Annotated in this window: 12 protein-coding genes; 2 read left to right on the plus strand and 10 right to left on the minus strand. The window is 61.9% G+C overall.

Annotated elements, in window-relative coordinates; genetic code table 11:
* Positions 1–97 precede the first annotated feature (97 nt).
* The gene (locus tag ASD52_RS26255; protein ID WP_057225897.1) at positions 98–1543 is read left to right on the plus strand and encodes a sulfatase-like hydrolase/transferase; all 1446 of its coding nucleotides are present in this window, start codon (positions 98–100) and stop codon (positions 1541–1543) included.
* Positions 1544–1845: 302 nt separating this feature from the next.
* On the opposite strand, the gene ASD52_RS26260 is transcribed toward ASD52_RS26255, so the two are convergent.
* Both ASD52_RS26260 and oiaX read right to left on the minus strand, forming a co-directional pair.
* Positions 1846–3147, minus strand: a complete 1302-nt coding sequence (locus ASD52_RS26260) for a four-carbon acid sugar kinase family protein (protein WP_057225899.1) — start codon at positions 3145–3147, stop codon at positions 1846–1848.
* A 3-nt stretch (positions 3148–3150) separates the two neighbouring features.
* On the minus strand, positions 3151–4407 hold the full coding sequence (gene oiaX / locus ASD52_RS26265) for a 3-oxo-isoapionate-4-phosphate decarboxylase OiaX (protein ID WP_057225901.1): 1257 nt from the start codon (positions 4405–4407) through the stop codon (positions 3151–3153).
* 152 nt (positions 4408–4559) lie between these two features.
* On the opposite strand from oiaX, the gene ASD52_RS26270 reads away from it, so the two are divergent.
* Complete coding sequence (locus tag ASD52_RS26270) at positions 4560–5276, plus strand: transcriptional regulator NanR (RefSeq protein WP_057225903.1); 717 nt, start codon at positions 4560–4562, stop codon at positions 5274–5276.
* Positions 5277–5300: 24 nt separating this feature from the next.
* Here ASD52_RS26270 and ASD52_RS26275 read toward each other — a convergent pair whose 3' ends face one another.
* From ASD52_RS26275 to ASD52_RS26310, 8 genes are all read right to left on the minus strand, one after another.
* Entirely contained in the window at positions 5301–7166 is a 1866-nt protein-coding gene (locus ASD52_RS26275; protein ID WP_063991865.1) for a hypothetical protein, read from the minus strand.
* Complete coding sequence (locus ASD52_RS26280) at positions 7163–8197, minus strand: Gfo/Idh/MocA family oxidoreductase (RefSeq protein WP_057225905.1); 1035 nt, start codon at positions 8195–8197, stop codon at positions 7163–7165. The genes ASD52_RS26275 and ASD52_RS26280 overlap by 4 nt, the downstream gene beginning before the upstream one ends.
* Positions 8198–8199: 2 nt before the next feature.
* On the minus strand, positions 8200–9267 hold the full coding sequence (locus ASD52_RS26285; RefSeq protein WP_025430261.1) for an ABC transporter permease: 1068 nt from the start codon (positions 9265–9267) through the stop codon (positions 8200–8202).
* A complete protein-coding gene (locus tag ASD52_RS26290; protein ID WP_057207182.1) occupies positions 9267–10811 on the minus strand; it encodes a sugar ABC transporter ATP-binding protein in 1545 nt (514 codons plus the stop codon). The genes ASD52_RS26285 and ASD52_RS26290 overlap by 1 nt, the downstream gene beginning before the upstream one ends.
* Before the next feature lie 2 nt (positions 10812–10813).
* Positions 10814–11452 carry a DUF2291 family protein gene (locus ASD52_RS26295; protein WP_057225907.1) on the minus strand — a complete coding sequence of 213 codons (639 nt, stop codon included), beginning with the start codon at positions 11450–11452 and terminating at the stop codon, positions 10814–10816.
* 69 nt (positions 11453–11521) lie between these two features.
* Positions 11522–12463, minus strand: coding sequence for a D-ribose ABC transporter substrate-binding protein (locus ASD52_RS26300; RefSeq protein ID WP_025430264.1), 942 nt, complete (start codon positions 12461–12463; stop codon positions 11522–11524).
* Positions 12464–12581: 118 nt separating this feature from the next.
* Positions 12582–13409: a phosphogluconate dehydrogenase C-terminal domain-containing protein gene (locus ASD52_RS26305; protein WP_057225909.1), complete on the minus strand. Its 828-nt coding sequence runs from the start codon at positions 13407–13409 to the stop codon at positions 12582–12584.
* Between the two features lie 633 nt (positions 13410–14042).
* Complete coding sequence (locus ASD52_RS26310; protein WP_057225911.1) at positions 14043–15167, minus strand: ABC transporter substrate-binding protein; 1125 nt, start codon at positions 15165–15167, stop codon at positions 14043–14045.
* Between the last annotated feature and the right edge of the window lie 57 nt (positions 15168–15224).

The following is a 15224-nucleotide window of genomic DNA, read 5'->3' on the forward strand; positions in this document are numbered from 1 at the left end:
CTTGCAGACGGCATGCCACCGCCGATGTCTGACTGACCGGGCTGCCACGGCGAACGCATTGCGCTGCCTTTTTTCCTTGGCTTAGCGAGGATAATCCATGAAGAAACCGAACGTCGTCGTCATCATGGCCGACCAGCTTCGCTACGATTTCATCGGCACATCCTACATGCCGCATCTGCAGGCGCTTCTGGCCGACAGTTGCCTTTTCCCGAACGCCTATTGCGCTTCCCCGCTCTGTGTTCCCTCGCGCGGCGCGTTTTTCACCGGGCGATATCCCAATTCGACCGGTTGTCTGATCAACCCCTGGGTCGAGGTGGACAAACAGCATGGCTTCATAGGTGACGACTTCGCCAACCTGTACGGACTGCTGTCTGCCGATTGGGACGGATGGCACGCGGGAAAGCAGCATCTGATGTACCAGCCACCGCTCGAGATGCGCGAAGGCACGGCGGTCAGGTGGCATGCACTTGAAGAGAATTACGGCGCGTTTCTCGATGCGAGGGGGCACCGTCCACCTGGAGGCCAACGCTTCCGCGGCATCGTTCCGGAACTGACTTCAGGCACCGTTACCTCGGTCGGAGACTATTCGACGCCGGCGACCGGCTGCTATGAGCCGGGGTTCGACAGCTTCTTCGACGGCTATATCCTGCAATCGTCGCTCGGCGCCATCGAGAACCGCGACAGATCGCGGCCACTTTTCCTGAGCGCCATGTTCCTGGCGCCGCATCCCCCCTTCGATGTGCCCGAGCCGTGGTATTCGTTGGCGCGAGAGGTCGAGCCGCCTGACAATGTCGGCCAATGGTTCTCCGGCCAAAGTCCGCTGCAGCTCTACAATCTACCCGGCTTCCTCGGCACCCGTTACAGCCGCGACGATTGGAAAGAGATTTGGCGCGTCTATGCCGGGCTGGTGGCTCTTCTCGACCATTGCATCGGAGCGATCGTTTCCAAGCTGAAGGCTGAAGGCATTTACGACGAAACACTGATCGTGTTTACGAGCGATCATGGCGAGATGCTCGGCTCGCATCGCCTCTGGCAGAAGATGTGCATGTACGAGGAGGCGATCCGCACACCTCTCCTGTTCAAGATGCCGGCGCCCATGGCCGGCATCGGGGTCTGCGACCAAGCGGTCAGTCACATCGACGTCTTGCCAACGATTTGCGACATCGTGAACGTCGAGAAACCCAAAGACCTTCCCGGCCGCTCCCTGATGCCGTCGATCAACGACGGGACGCCTTGCGAGCATAAGGATATCTTTGTTCAGTTCGACGGCAATGGCGCCCTGGGCAACTTCTCGCGGTGTATCATCCACCAATCGCACAAGCTCATCGTCGACATCTTCAAGGACGAGGTCTTCTTTGAGCTTTACGCGCTGGCAAGCGACCCGCAGGAAACGACCAACCTGGTCGTGGAGCGCGAAGATCTGGCCGCATACTTGTTTTCCAAACTGACCGAGCACATGCGGCTAACAGGAGACCACATCGCGCTTGGCCCTGATGCGCTCCAGCAGTTCATACTGCGCAGGAAAGCCTTGGCCTTCCCTTAAGTTCCGGTCATTACCCGCCCTACGGACTACCGGTGGACAGCTTCGAGGCCGCCACAGCGAACAAGTCGTCGCTCTGAGGTTTACCGACCTGTTCGCCGATCAAGCGCACCCGATCTCATCTTGGAGATCATGCCGGCGCTGTCCGCCTGGCTGAAGGTCGACCTTCGAATACGAGCATTTCGAAGGATGATCCGGCAGCTCGCCCGTGCGACCTAGTCGCGTTTCTGCTTTAGACGGAGGCGCAGAAACGCTCTATCTCTTTATTTCCAAGCCTAACGTTGGTGTGCCGCTCACTGCCCGAGTTATACTTTGCCCGCTCTGATCATGGAAAAATAGTCGTCGCCGCCAACCTGCCCGCCCTTCAGCGCGATCTCCAAGCCATCCACCGCACCGCCATGAGCGATGCAAAGCGGCGAGCCCGGCGTCTGCGGCAGGGGCATCTTCAGCGTTAGTGCCAAAATGCCCATCTGACCGAGCGCGTGGCTTGACGTATCGCCGCCGGCCACCACGGCGCGCGAGATTTCGGCGCGCTGGACAAGCGCCGACTGAATTTGGCCGAGCGCGCGGCCGAGGCGGTGGCGAGCGCCTGTCGATGAATCGAGTTCGCCGCCCCGATCGGCAGATGGACCAAGCGCCGTGTAAAGCACGACACTGTCGCCACCTTCCAGCACCTTGAGGCCGGCTTCGATCGCCGCGGCAATTGCAGATCCGGCCCCGTCGCCGGAAAGTCCAAGAGGATCAAGCGTGACGCCCTCAAACCCGTTTGCGAGCGCATGGCGAATTTGCCGTTCAGTGGTGGGAGAAACGCTGCCGGACACGACCGCGATGCGATCCACCGGACCGGCCTCGGCAAAGACAGGTTTGTCGCCGATCAGACCCTCGTTCCGCCATGCGGGGATCAAGGCATATTCGACACCGGAGGATCCGCAAATGAAGCCGCTTCTGGGATGCAGCGCGTTCCAGACCAAGGCACCGGCGGCGGCCTGGGTCAACGCGTCGAGCACGTCGATGAGCAGGATGTCGGCGTCTTCCAGCGCCGACCGGCCCAGCAGCGCGACATTATCGATGAGTGCCGAAGAGAGCTTTGTCTGGCGCGCGACATGCATCAGCAGATTGGACTCGTCCATCGGCGTGACCGGATGGCGCGACATGACCGGATGACGATCGATGCGGTAGTTGCGGCCTTGATAGGCGGCGAAGAGCTCTCCGAAGGCCGTATATCGGCGGATCTGGGGCGCGCCGACGATGAGTGGCACGGTCGTTTCGCCGAAGACCGTGCGGCCGATCTCGATCGCCCGGCCGATATTGCCGACATGCGGCGCGGAATCGAAGGTCGAGCAGACCTTATAGTGGCAGAGTTCGGCGTCGAGCGTCTTCAGCCAGCCGAAGGCTTCGCGAAGGTGCACGTCCATCCACTCCGGCGTTTCGCTGCGGCTCGTGCCGGCAAGGCCGAAGGCGCGTGCGCCGGCGAAGCGCGACAACAGGTCCGCGTCCGGCACTTTCAGGAAAAGCACCGTTTCGACACCGTTCGAGGCGAGCGCCTCCATGACGTCGGTCGAGCCAGTGAAGTCGTCGCCATAATAGCTGATCAGCGGTCGTGTCATGGCTCAGGCCGCCTTGCCATCGGCAAATTTCTCGATGGATTGCGCGAGTTCCGGATGATCCTTCGCGTAAGCGTCCAGCGGCACGCCCGCGGCCGCCGCCTCCCATGCCTGCTTGACCGCCTTCACGCCCGCTCCCGGCCCGCCCGGATGGCTGACGATGCCGCCGCCGCAGAGGTAGAGAAGCGCTGTCGATCCGCCGGTCGCCGCGATCGTATCGGGCGCCTGCCCGCCCCACTGGCCCGAGCAGACCACCGGCAGCGCCCTGTCGTCTTCCGAAAACAACGGCGTGCTGATGGACTTGTAGGATTGTACGAAACTTTCGTCCGGCTCCCAGTATTTCACGCGGATACCATTGATCTGGAACTGGTCGATGCCGAGCAGGCGCCAGAACTGCTGCCAGACGGAAAACTCGAAGCCGAGGCCGGCATGGCGCGTGAGGATATCCCAACCGTTGCGGTGGGCATGCAGCACGAGGCCGGAGCGCTTGCGCAGGAAGGCGAGGCCGCCAAAACCGATCGAATTGATATTGACCACGGCGCAATTGCCGCCGGCTTCGAGAACCATATCGTGGTTGCGCATCATCTCGTCGGGGTCGGCGTGACTGATACCGAAGGCGTACATGACCTTCTTGCCGGTCTTCTGCTCGTGGGCGAGGATTTTCGGCATGATCGCCGCGACACGATCCTTCAGCGGCGAATAGGCCGGGCTCATCAGCTTCTCGTCGTCCTTGATGAAATCGACGCCCGCCTCGATCAACTCGCCGACCATATCAGCTGTTTCATGCGGCCTGAGGCCGAGCGCCGGCTTGACGATGGTGCCGATGATCGGGCGATCCGTCACGCCGGTCAACGCGAAGCTTCCCGCCACGCCGAACTGCGGCCCGAGATGGGCCGCCGCAAATTCCTGCGGCAGCTTCATATCGACGATGCGGATACCGGTGAGCCCTTTGATGGAAAACACGCCGCCGATGGCGATGGTCATCAGCGCAGAGAGATCCGTGCCCACAGCGTCCATCGGGAACTCGATATCGACATCGGCGCGGTTGAACTGCGTGGCGCCGCCTCTTTCGTCCGGGAACGACGCCTGGTGTGTGGGCGGCAGCGGACGGACGGCGACGACGCGCGCCGCCACGCGCGCCTTCAGCTCTTCTGTCTCCCCCGGCAACGCCACGAAGGTGCCTGTCGACTGGTCGCTGGCGATCTTCGACGCCATCGCTTCTACAGATCCGGGCGTCTCTATCCGATAGGTCAGACGGATCACGTTCTCTCCTCCCGCACCTCGGTGCGGCAATGCTTGTTAACGGCTACAAACTGGTATAATGAGTATTTATGTTATTGCAAGCCGGCTGCGGCGAAACCTGTTGCAGCACAGGAACTTGATGCATAATCAAACCTGTCGAATCCAGGTGACTCATGAACGTTGTTTCCGAACCGATCGTCCGCAAGAAACTCTCCGATGAAGTGTTTTCGCGACTGAAGCTCATGATCGAAACCGGCGAGCTGAAGGCCGGCGACGACATGCCGTCCGAACGCGAACTGATGGAACGCTACGGCGTCGGGCGCCCGGCCATCCGCGAAGCGATGCAGGCGCTTGCCGGCAAGGGCCTCGTCGAGATTTCCCAAGGCGAGCGCGCCAAAGTTTTGCGCATAACCGCGGAATCCATCTTCCGGCAGGTCGATCTGCCGGCAAAGCTGATGCTTTCCGGCTCTTCGGACTCGCTGGAACACCTCAAGAGCGCCCGCATCTTCTTCGAGCGCGGCATGGTCCGCGAGGCGGCAGCCAAGGTAAGCCCGGCACAGATCGCCGAACTGCGCGCGCTGCTCGAAAAGCAGAAACAGAGTCTCGGCGATGCGGATGCCTTCATCGATGCCGACATGGAATTCCACCACGCGATCGCCCGGATTTCGGGCAACCCGATCTTTGCGGCCGTCAGCGGCGCGATGCTCGGGTGGCTGAAGTCCTACCATACGGAAATGCTCATCTGGACGGGCCGCGAGGACTTTACGCTTGCAGAACACGCGGAAATCATCCGCGCGATCGAAAGGGGTGACGCCGATATTGCCGAACAGGCGATGGTAAAACACCTGGAGCGCTCCCGCGCACTCTATGCCCTCAAGAGCCAGAAGTAGTATCAACGTAGGTTGGTATAACGCTCAGATAAAGATCTCGACGCAGCCATAGGCTGGTAGAGTGACGTGTTGTCCTGACGCCAGGACTTTCTCACCGCTCGCAATTTCCACGACCTTTCGCGGCGTAGCAGTGAGCATCACTGTCTGCGGCGCAGGCGTTATGTTTGCCAGAAGCAACCGCTCCCGGGACGCCAGCCCCAGCACCGCATCCGGCCGTGAGGTCTCGACCGCGACAACCTCTTCGCCTGCGAGTGCCCCGAGACGCGCCAGCACATGTGCAAGCGGCCGCAACTCGCCTTTCGCGGTCGTCTCCCCCTCACCGGCGACAAGCCCGAAAGGGCCTGCAAGCGTCGAAAGCGTCAGGACTTCCAGTCCTGCAGAGGCCACCGTTGCGGCATAGGCCAGCGCCCAGGCGGCGCCGAAACGTCCATTGTGCCGAGGGTCGACACTGGCCATCGGGATGCGGCCGCCGGCCGGATTGTCCTTCGTGGCATTGCCATAGGGATTCTGGCGCATGGCGATGGTGGAAGGGCCGATGCGATAGGGCTTGTCGCCATAGATTGCCCGCGTGGAACGCACGACATCGCAAAGGGCCTCGAAGGTCTGCATGACGGAAAGGTCATCAGCCGCATGCACGATCGGGTTGGTGCAATGGCTGACATAGTCTATCCGATCACCGGGCACGTGCTTGCGATTGAGCTCGGTGAAATAGCTCATCATGCCGCCGCCGAGCCGAACGCCGGGAAAGGCTGCCCGCGCCGCGGAATAGACATCCGCGAGCGGCGGGCACTGCGGCCACTGACTGCCGGGCGGCGTTGACTGACGGTCCACTGACGGGCAAACGAACAGCGTATCGAGTGCCAGACCAGCCTTTTCGATGAACGTGGCGAGTTCGGCCATTTCCTCGTCAAGCGGGCGCTTGCATGGCAGGGCAAGTTCCAGTGTCACCTTGAGGCCGGACCGCTCAGCGATATCCGCGTATCCTTCCAGCGCCGCGATCCCATGTCCGGCGTCAGGATCGAAATGGGCGATCAGATGGCGCGCGTCGATCGTTTTGAGGACGGCAAGCGAGGCGAGTTCGTCGGCGAAGCATTCCGGCCGCAAGCCGACGCCGAGCTCCGGAAAGCGAAGTGCCGTCGGCGCCAGCACAAGTGTGACCGTATCCGACGCCACCGCGAATGCCGCGCCCTCTTCCGCCCGGATGTCTACGGTAATCCGCTGGCCGAACGCTTCGCCCTTCGGCACGCGGTAGGGCCAGGGTAGCGCCAGTGGCCGCACATAGGTCTTATAGGATCCGTCGGTCCAGTTGCGCTGGTCCTCCATCTCGAAGACGTCGCCACCGAACTGCGTTGTTGCCTCGATGCCCGGCGCAACGCGATGCGTGATCGCCGCGATATCCTTGAAAGGTTGCCAGGGCTCGATCTGCTCCGGCCAATTCCCCTGCTCGATACTGCCATCGCCATGCCGGACTTCCACTGGCTGGCCCGCGACGCCGACGACCGGGTGCAGCACGGCGAAGCCGGCACGGGCCGTCTCGAAGTCAGCGTCGCTGATGCAGTCTGCGGAAAAGCTCACCGTCCGCTCGGATCCGGAAATCGCGACCGCGCAATCGAGATTGGCGCCCGAAGGCGCGGTGAAGCGGGCGCTGTAAGTGACGGAGAAACCCTGTTCTTTCTCTTCGACGGCAAGGGCACTGATCATGGCATTGCAGGTGCCCCAATCCCCGTCGCGCACCAGGAAGGCGATCGCGCGCAACACCTCATAGCCGCGGAACCGAAGGCTGCGAAGATTACCGTCCTGAAGCGCCACGCTCAAATCGCCGGCGATGAGCGTGCGGCCTTCGGGCTCACGCTCCCGGGTCCCGTAGAGCAGCAGCGCGTCTTTGTTCATCCCAGCAGATCCACAAGCGAAACGGTCTCGCCGCGCCTGGCGCTAAGATAGGCGGCTTCGACAAGGGCGAAGGTTTGCAGATTGTCGCGGCCGGAGGTGTCCGGTTCCTGCCGCGCGGCCAGCCGCTCGACCCAGTGCTTCTGGATCAGCGCCACGCTCTCCTGAATGTTGTGCCATGGCCGCGAGGCCCAGGGGAGCAGCTTCGGCGCGACGAGGCTTTCCGTCGTGCCCTCTGGCCCATGGACGGTGAGCTTGTAGTCCTTGCCGAGACGGAGCGTGCCCGTGCTGCCGTCGATCTCGACGAAGGTCTGCGGGAACGGTTCTTCCGGTAGCTTGCTCGCATAGCTGACATCGACGATCGAGGTGATGCCGTTGTCGTGGCCGAGCAGCATGGTCGCCACATCCTCACCGGCAATGTCAGGATTGATGCGCGCCGTGCGGGCAGTCATTCGGTGCGCATCACCGAAGAGGAAACGGGCGATGTCGAGCGAATGGATGCCGAGGTCCTCGATGATGAAGCGCTTGCCCTTGGCGAGATAGGGTTGGCCTGAAAAGACATCGAAGCCGGATCGGAAGGAGACGCGCCCCCAGAAGGGCGTGCCGATCGTGCCACGGTCCAAAACCGCCTTCACTGCGAGGATCGGCGTTTGCCAGCGGAAGTTCTCATGGATCATCAGCGGAATGCCAGCCCCGTCCGCAGCAGCCACCATGGCCTTGGCATCCTCAAGGGTCGGCGCGAACGGCTTCTGGCAGATCGCTGGCACCTTATGGCTGGCGGCAAGCTCCACCAGTGCCCGATGGCTGCCGACCGTCGTGGCGATATCGACGAAATCGAAGCCGCCATCGGCAAACGTCGCCTCTGCCGACTGGTAGCGCCGCGCGACGCCGAACTGGTCGCCGACGATACGCAACCGCTCCGGATCGCGGTCGCAGATCGCAACGATCTCCACATTGGCAATATCCTGCCAGCCATGCATCTGGTTGACGGCGAAGAAACCGCAGCCGATCAGCGCGCCCTTGATCTTGGCCATGCTCAGCCTGCCTTTGCCATCTGCATCAGGGCCACGCGCTGCTGCAGGCGGCGCTGTGCCTGGTCCACCACCACGGCGACGATGATCACGAGGCCCTTGATCACCATCTGCCAGAACGAACTCACGCCCATCATCACCAACCCGTCGGACAGAATGCCGATCACGAAGGCGCCGATGATCGTTCCGCCGATCGTGCCGCGCCCACCGGACATGGATGTACCACCGAGAACTGCCGCTGCAATAGCGTTGAGCTCGAGATTGGTGCCGGTCGCGGGATGCGAGGCCATCAGTTCCGAGGAGATGACGAGGCCGACGATCGCCGCGCAGAAACCGGAGAACATGTAGACGAACATCTTGACGCGGTTGACACGGATGCCCGACATGCGGGAGGCGCGCTCATTGCCGCCGACGGCGAAGATGTGCCGGCCGAGCGGCACGAAGCGGGCGAAGTAGGCCGCACCCAACGCCACGACGATGAGGATCCAGACGGAGACCGGAAGACCGAGGATCGAGCCGGAGCCGAGATAGCTGAAGCCCTGGTTGCCGAGGTCTTCCCGCCCGTTGAGATTGGGCAGGGTCTGGCCATCGGAATAGAGCAGCGCCATGCCGCGTGCGACATAGAGTGTGCCGAGCGTCGCAATGAAGGGCGCAACGTTCAGCCGTGTGATCAGCAGACCGTTGACCGCACCGATGAGGATGCCGACTGCCATCACGATGATCGCGACCTCGACGATATTGAAATAGACCGTGTAGCCGAGCGGCAGCGCCACGCCGTACATGATCAGCCCGCCCGCGATCATGCCGCAGAGCCCGACGATCGAGCCGACGGACAGGTCGATGCCACCGGTGATGATGACAAAGGTCATGCCGATGGCGAGAAAGGCGTTCTGCGTCGCGTGTTTTGACATCAGGATCATGTTCGCGGTCGACAGAAAATTCGGCGCGAAGATCGAGAAGAAGATGATCACCGCGAAGAGCGCGATGAACGTCCTCAGCTTCATGAGCGTGAGCAGGGCCGCCCCAGTGGAGAGGCTGTTGCCAGCGGCGGCAGTTTGCGTTGCTGTCGTCATCACGCATGCATCCTTTTGGTTTTATGTCCCTCTGCGGAGGCCGAGATGACCATCTCCTCGGTGGCATCCTTGCGGTCGACCACCGTCACGAGGCGGCCATTGCTCATCACCGCGATGCGATCGGAAAGGGCCATGACCTCTTCCAGGTCGGAGGTGGAGAACAGGATGGCGAGCCCCTCGCCCGCCAGGCGCCGCATGGTGCGGAAAACGTCCGCCTTGGCGCCGACATCGATGCCGCGGCTCGGCTCGTCCATCAGCAGCACTTTCGGCCCGGTCATCAGCGCCTTGCCGATGACGACCTTCTGCTGATTGCCGCCCGACATCGAGGTGACGTCGAAGTCCGGGTTCTTCGCCTTGATCGAAAGATTGCGGATCGCGTCCAGGATCGCCTTCTTCTCAAGCTTGAGATCGATGTGGAAGCCACCCTTCAGGAACTGGCCGAGGCTTGCCATGGAAAGGTTGTCAGCAATCGACATGGACTGCACGAGGCCCTCGCGTTGGCGGTCTTCCGGGATCAGCGCCAGGCCCTCGCGGATGCGGCGGGTCGTGTCACGCCCCTTCAGCTCCTCGCCCTCGACGAAGATTTTCCCCGTATAGTGCTCGTGGCGGCCCATGATGCATTCGAAAAGCTCGGAGCGCCCAGCGCCCATGAGACCGTAGATCCCCAGGATCTCGCCCTTGCGAACGCCGATCGACACATGGTCAACGGCATAGCCGCCCTGCGCGCGCGGCAGGCAGATGTTTTCGGTGCGAAAGACCTCTTCGCCCGGCTCGTGCTCGACCTGCTTGGCAAAATCCTTGGCATCCGATCCGATCATCGAGCGCACGATCCAGCGCGTATCGATGTCCTTGACCATGGCATGGCCAGTGATCTCGCCGTCCTTCAGCACCGTGATGTAGTCGCCGATGCGCATCAGCTCTTCCAGCCGGTGCGAGATGTAGACGATCGCAACACCGCGCGCTTTCAGGTCCGCAATCACGCGGAAGAGTACGTCGACTTCGGCGGCGCTGAGCGCCGAGGTGGGCTCGTCCATGATAAGGATGCGGGTGTCGAGCGATACGGCGCGAGCGATCTCGACGAGCTGTTGCTGGCCGATCGGCAGGTCTTCTGCAAGCGTTTCGGCGGAGATGCCTGCTTCCAGGCGATTGAGGAATTCGTTGGCTTTTTCCACCTGCGCCTTGTGGTCGATGCCGCGGAGGCCACGTGTGATCTCGCGGGTGGCAAAGATGTTCTCCGCAACCGAGAGATTGCCGAACAGGTTCAGTTCCTGGAAGACGATACCGATGCCGTGGCGCACCGCGTCGGCGGGACTGTTCAGGTGGATGCGTTCGCCATCCATCCAGATCTCGCCGAGCGTCGGGCGCTCCACGCCGGCGATGATGCGCATCATCGTCGACTTGCCGGCACCATTTTCGCCGACGAGCACATTCACGGCACCGCGGCGAAGCTTCAGGTCCGCCTTCTTCAGCGCCACGATACCGGAATAGGCCTTGGTGATGTCCTTCAGTTCGAGAATGACGTCGCCGTCGTCGAGATTGGCCATCGTCAACCTCCCACGGTGATGGTGGCAGGTACGAATTGTGGCAACTGACCCTTGGCCGGCAGCGGATAGGCGCCGGTTGCTTTGAGCGTCTTGCCGGTGAGCCCCTCGCGCGAAAGCTTTTCAAGCAAGGCGCGGTTCACGTGGGTATTGAAGGCCTTTCCGTACTGTGCCCATTCGATCTGGTTCTTGAACTCGTTGAAGTTCACGAATTTCAGACTGTCGCGCAAGGCCGTGCCGCGGATGGCCGGGCCGATCGAGACGCGCACGTCCGCCTTCTTGTCGCCGTCCACGTCCACATCAACGTAGGCCGCGCGTGATTTCGTCTCCTCGGCGACGATCACGCCGTCGACCTTGGCCGCAAAGGTCCATGGCGCGTTGCCCTGCTTTTCCTTGTGGCCGTATTTTTCCGCCGCCGCGTCCAGATTGTTTGCGGCAAGAGCGGTGACATCCTTGAACGCGCCTGCACGCTCGTCGAGATAGGGTACGACCTTCGCGTCCCAAATGTCGGCGACCAGCCTGTCGGGATTGAAGGCGCCTGCCGCCGCTTGCTTCTGTTCGTCCTCGGTCTTGACGAATTTGCAGCCGCTAAGCGCAAGCGCGCCGGCAAGCATGAGTGTACAGGCAGCCTGAAACCTCAGCATTCCCATTCTCCGTCATAAACAGCAAACGCGAGGCAGGGTTTTCCCCTGCCTCGCGCCATTGCGAGAGGATTATTCGGAGAGCGCGAAGGTTTCGAGCTTGCCGGCGTTGTCCGCTGTGATCAGCACGCAGTCCATCAGCTGCTTTTCTTCGGCCGGCGCCTTGCCGGTCGTGATGTACTCATGCGCCTGGGTGACGGCGAGCTGTGCCTGGGCATAGGCTGGCTGCATGACGGTTGCCTTGATGCCACCCGCCTTGATCGAGTCGCGCACGTCGTTCGAGCCGTCGAAGCCGACGACGATAACGTCCTTGCGACCGGCAGCCTGCAGAGCCGCGATCGCGCCCATTGCCATCGTGTCGTTGCCGGCGATCACTCCCTGGATGTCCGGATTGGCCTGAAGGATGGTCTCCATCTTGGAGTAGCCTTCGGTCTGGCTCCAGTTGGCCGACTGCTGGGCGACCATCTTCATGTCCGTATATTCGTCCATGACGTCGTGATAGCCCTTGGAGCGGATGCCGGCATTGAGGTCGGCTTCGCGGCCGAGCAGCTCGACATAGTTACCCTTCTCGCCCATCAGCTTGACGAACTCTTCGGCACCAAGCTGCGCGCCCTGGTAGTTGTTCGAGACGATCTGGGAAACAGCGACGCCCGTGGCGTTGATTTCACGGTCGATCAGGAAGGAGGGGATGCCCGCATCCTTGGCCTTCTTTACGGCAGCGATCGAGGCTTCCGAGCCGGCATTGTCGAGGATGATCGCCTTGGCGCCGCGGCCGATTGCCGTATCGATGAGTTGCGACTGCTTGTTGGCGTCGTCGTCATGAACGAGAACCAGTGTCTCGTAGCCGAGCTCCTTGGCCTTGGCTTCCGCGCCTACGGCTTCCGCCTTGAAGAACGGGTTGTCGTGGCTCGGCGTGATGATCGCGATGAGATCGGCAGCAAACGACGGCATGGCAACGCCAGCCGCCATGACGGCAGCAAAACCGATAGTGATCAGTCTACGGGTAATGTTCATGTTTCTCCTCCCAGTTAGCCCCGGTCTCCTTCGGCCATCCCCCCATTGAAAATGGCCTCCCCGGTGCGATTTTTTGCCGGCGCGTGGCGCCGTCAGCGCGGACCAAGCCCGCCGTAAATCAGGTGATGCGCTGGATGCTCGCGGCGATTTCCGCGGGCTCGAACACGCGCTTCCAGTCGTCCTTCATGAGCACGGGCTTTCCGAACTCGATCGCCTTGTTGCAGGCATCGGAGAAGACGCCCGGTGTCTCCTCGAAGATCACGGCGCCGAGCACGTTCATGTGGCCGAGCAGGAAGTCGCGGGCAGCCTCCTTGGCAACGCCGCGGCGCACGCATTCGTCCATTGCTTCGCGCATAACGACGAGCAGCGAAGCGCAGACCGTTTCGGACAGGCCCGGCTCCAGCAGCGCCATCTGCTCGACGGTGACGCGGTGCGAGCGCATGACCGGCGCCCAGATGACCTTGGCGATCTCTTCGCCGAGCGCATAGGCGCTTTCCGGACCCTGCATCAGAGCGGAAACGATGTGCTGCTTGGCCGCGATGCCGCCAAAGAAATCGCGCTTGGCCGCCGGATCCGTCTCGTCATTGAAGATCGGCGGATGGCAGGGATGCGTGACGAAATAGGTAAGGTCCGCGCGCTCGGGCAAATGGCCGGCAAATGGGGCCGCGGCATCGAGCGCCACGACCATCATGCCCGGCTTCAGCCTGTCGGCAATGCCGGCCGCGACCTTGCCGATCGCAGTATCCGGAACCGCAAGAATGACGACATCGGCACCATCAAGGCCCTCATCGGCGGAAACGCAGGCGATGCCGAGATCCTTCGAAAGGCGCGCCTTGCCGGCGTCGCTCACTTCGACATGCCGGACATCGAAGCGCGAACCCTTCAGATTCTTGGCGAGCCGATAGCCCATTTTGCCACCGGCACCGAACAGCGCGATCGATGTCATCGAAGACCTCCCTAAATGCAAGTGACCGGAGCCAATCTCGTCCAGCCGAAACGTTCCTCCGCCGATCCCGGCGTAGGTCTATATTTCTCAACTGGTATAACATGTCAACAGGTATCATAAGATACATGTTATCGAGATCTGCGAAACCGCGCCGGCAATAGGACGGCTCGATTGCAAGCCGGATAGAGGCATCTGCCTGCACAAGGCCTGCCCACAAGAGGAGCCGCATCACAGACGTTCGACTACCAAAGCACTGAAACCCTCTGGGCTGATCCGCAACTGCTCACCGAAGAACGCAGGCGTACTCGGCGGCCGTCGCCTGGCGGAGCGTGGCTTGACCTGAAACAGCTGGGACAAGTCGTCGTGAGGACGGACGCAACCAACGTGGCATCGGCCTTCGGCGACGCGGAGGTTATAGCAAAGGGGCTGGCGTTGGTGACATTGACAGGCTGGGCGCAAAAGGCGTCACCTTTTCGCTCTGTAACCGGCCAGGGGTATGATGGTATGGCCTCGTTCAGATTTCCGGTCGGCCTGTACCCGGCAATTCGCGGGCCGAGGAACGTCGTCTCTATGGACCGGTCCAGCGAGGGAGACGACGGAAGGGGCCGCGCTGTCGCGCAGCCCCTCTTCTTCTTACTGACCACCCCATGCTGCCGGATAGTCGGGCAGCTTTTCGCAGCCGCACATGGCATGATGTAGCGGCGGCATCTTGTCGTTGACGTACTGGTCGAGCGTCTCGGCTGTGATCGCCGGCTGCGGCATCACCCATTCCGGACCCGGGACCGGTTCACCCTTCAGCACGTTCACGGCCGCAATGATGGGCGTGCGCCACTGATAGGTCGGGTAGGTCGGCGCAATCGCCTTGAAGCCTTCGGCCTTCCATTTCATCAGAAAGTCCTGCTGGTCCTCCCCGGTGATAACAGGCAGGGGCAGACCGGAGTCTTCGAAAGCCTCCAGCGCTGCAACGGCGGTGGCGCCGGCATCCATCCAGACCGCGTCGATCGTGCCGCGCTGCAGATAGTCCTCGACGATCGACTTGGTCTTGGCGTTGTCGCCCTCGGTGAACTCCTCGCCGATGACGTTCAGCCCCTTTTCCTTGAAGATGTGCTTGGCGGCGGACGCACGGGTCTCCAGTACGTCGACGCCGGGCACGATGCGCAGCATCAGCACGTTGGCGCCGGCCGGCGCATTGGCCGCCACGAATTCGCCGGCCTGGATGCCGAAGCCATAACCGCCGACCGGGTGGATGAAAGTGACCGGGCATTTTGTGTTGACGCCGCGATCGAAGACGATGACGGGCAGCTTGGCACAGGCCTTCTCGACGGCCGGGGTCAGCGCCGCGGTCGTGTTCGGCGAGACGATCAGAGCCGAGCATTTGCCGCCATTGATCAGATCGTCGATGTCGGAGATCTGCTTGTCGTCGGAGCCTTCGGCATCGACATGGATGAGCTCCTTGATTTCCGGATGGAGCTTCACTTCAGCCTGCATGTTCGTCCAGCCGGTCACGCGCCAGGCATTGTTGACCCCGGCGTTCGAGAAGCAGATCGTGTAGGGACCATCCTTCTTGAACTTTGCGGTGTCGGCCATTTGGTCACCGTAATATTGCGCCCACGGCTCCCCGTCCGGGCCATTGGCCTTGGCTGTCAGTAACTCGCGCTGCCTGGCGAATTCGGCAGGGTCATCGAAGTTCAGTTGTTGGGCCTGCGCGGTGCTGGCGATGAGGGCAGCCGAAAGGGCGGCGGTCAGCAGTCTTTTCATGTCTCACTCCCATTTGATCATGACTTTTCAGTTCCTCCCGACGGCCCTTCGGCCGAC

This window comes from Ensifer sp. Root142 (assembly GCF_001426785.1).
GTDB classification, from domain to species: domain Bacteria; phylum Pseudomonadota; class Alphaproteobacteria; order Rhizobiales; family Rhizobiaceae; genus Ensifer; species Ensifer canadensis.

Coding starts and splice junctions, on each gene's coding strand:
- ASD52_RS26260 (WP_057225899.1), bottom strand. CDS start 3,147: ATGACACGACCGCTGATCAGCTATTATGGCGACGACTTCACTGGCTCG.
- ASD52_RS26310 (WP_057225911.1), bottom strand. CDS start 15,167: ATGAAAAGACTGCTGACCGCCGCCCTTTCGGCTGCCCTCATCGCCAGC.
- ASD52_RS26270 (WP_057225903.1), top strand. CDS start 4,560: ATGAACGTTGTTTCCGAACCGATCGTCCGCAAGAAACTCTCCGATGAA.
- ASD52_RS26305 (WP_057225909.1), bottom strand. CDS start 13,409: ATGACATCGATCGCGCTGTTCGGTGCCGGTGGCAAAATGGGCTATCGG.
- ASD52_RS26295 (WP_057225907.1), bottom strand. CDS start 11,452: ATGCTGAGGTTTCAGGCTGCCTGTACACTCATGCTTGCCGGCGCGCTT.
- ASD52_RS26290 (WP_057207182.1), bottom strand. CDS start 10,811: ATGGCCAATCTCGACGACGGCGACGTCATTCTCGAACTGAAGGACATC.
- ASD52_RS26300 (WP_025430264.1), bottom strand. CDS start 12,463: ATGAACATTACCCGTAGACTGATCACTATCGGTTTTGCTGCCGTCATG.
- ASD52_RS26280 (WP_057225905.1), bottom strand. CDS start 8,197: ATGGCCAAGATCAAGGGCGCGCTGATCGGCTGCGGTTTCTTCGCCGTC.
- ASD52_RS26255 (WP_057225897.1), top strand. CDS start 98: ATGAAGAAACCGAACGTCGTCGTCATCATGGCCGACCAGCTTCGCTAC.
- ASD52_RS26275 (WP_063991865.1), bottom strand. CDS start 7,166: ATGAACAAAGACGCGCTGCTGCTCTACGGGACCCGGGAGCGTGAGCCC.
- ASD52_RS26285 (WP_025430261.1), bottom strand. CDS start 9,267: ATGACGACAGCAACGCAAACTGCCGCCGCTGGCAACAGCCTCTCCACT.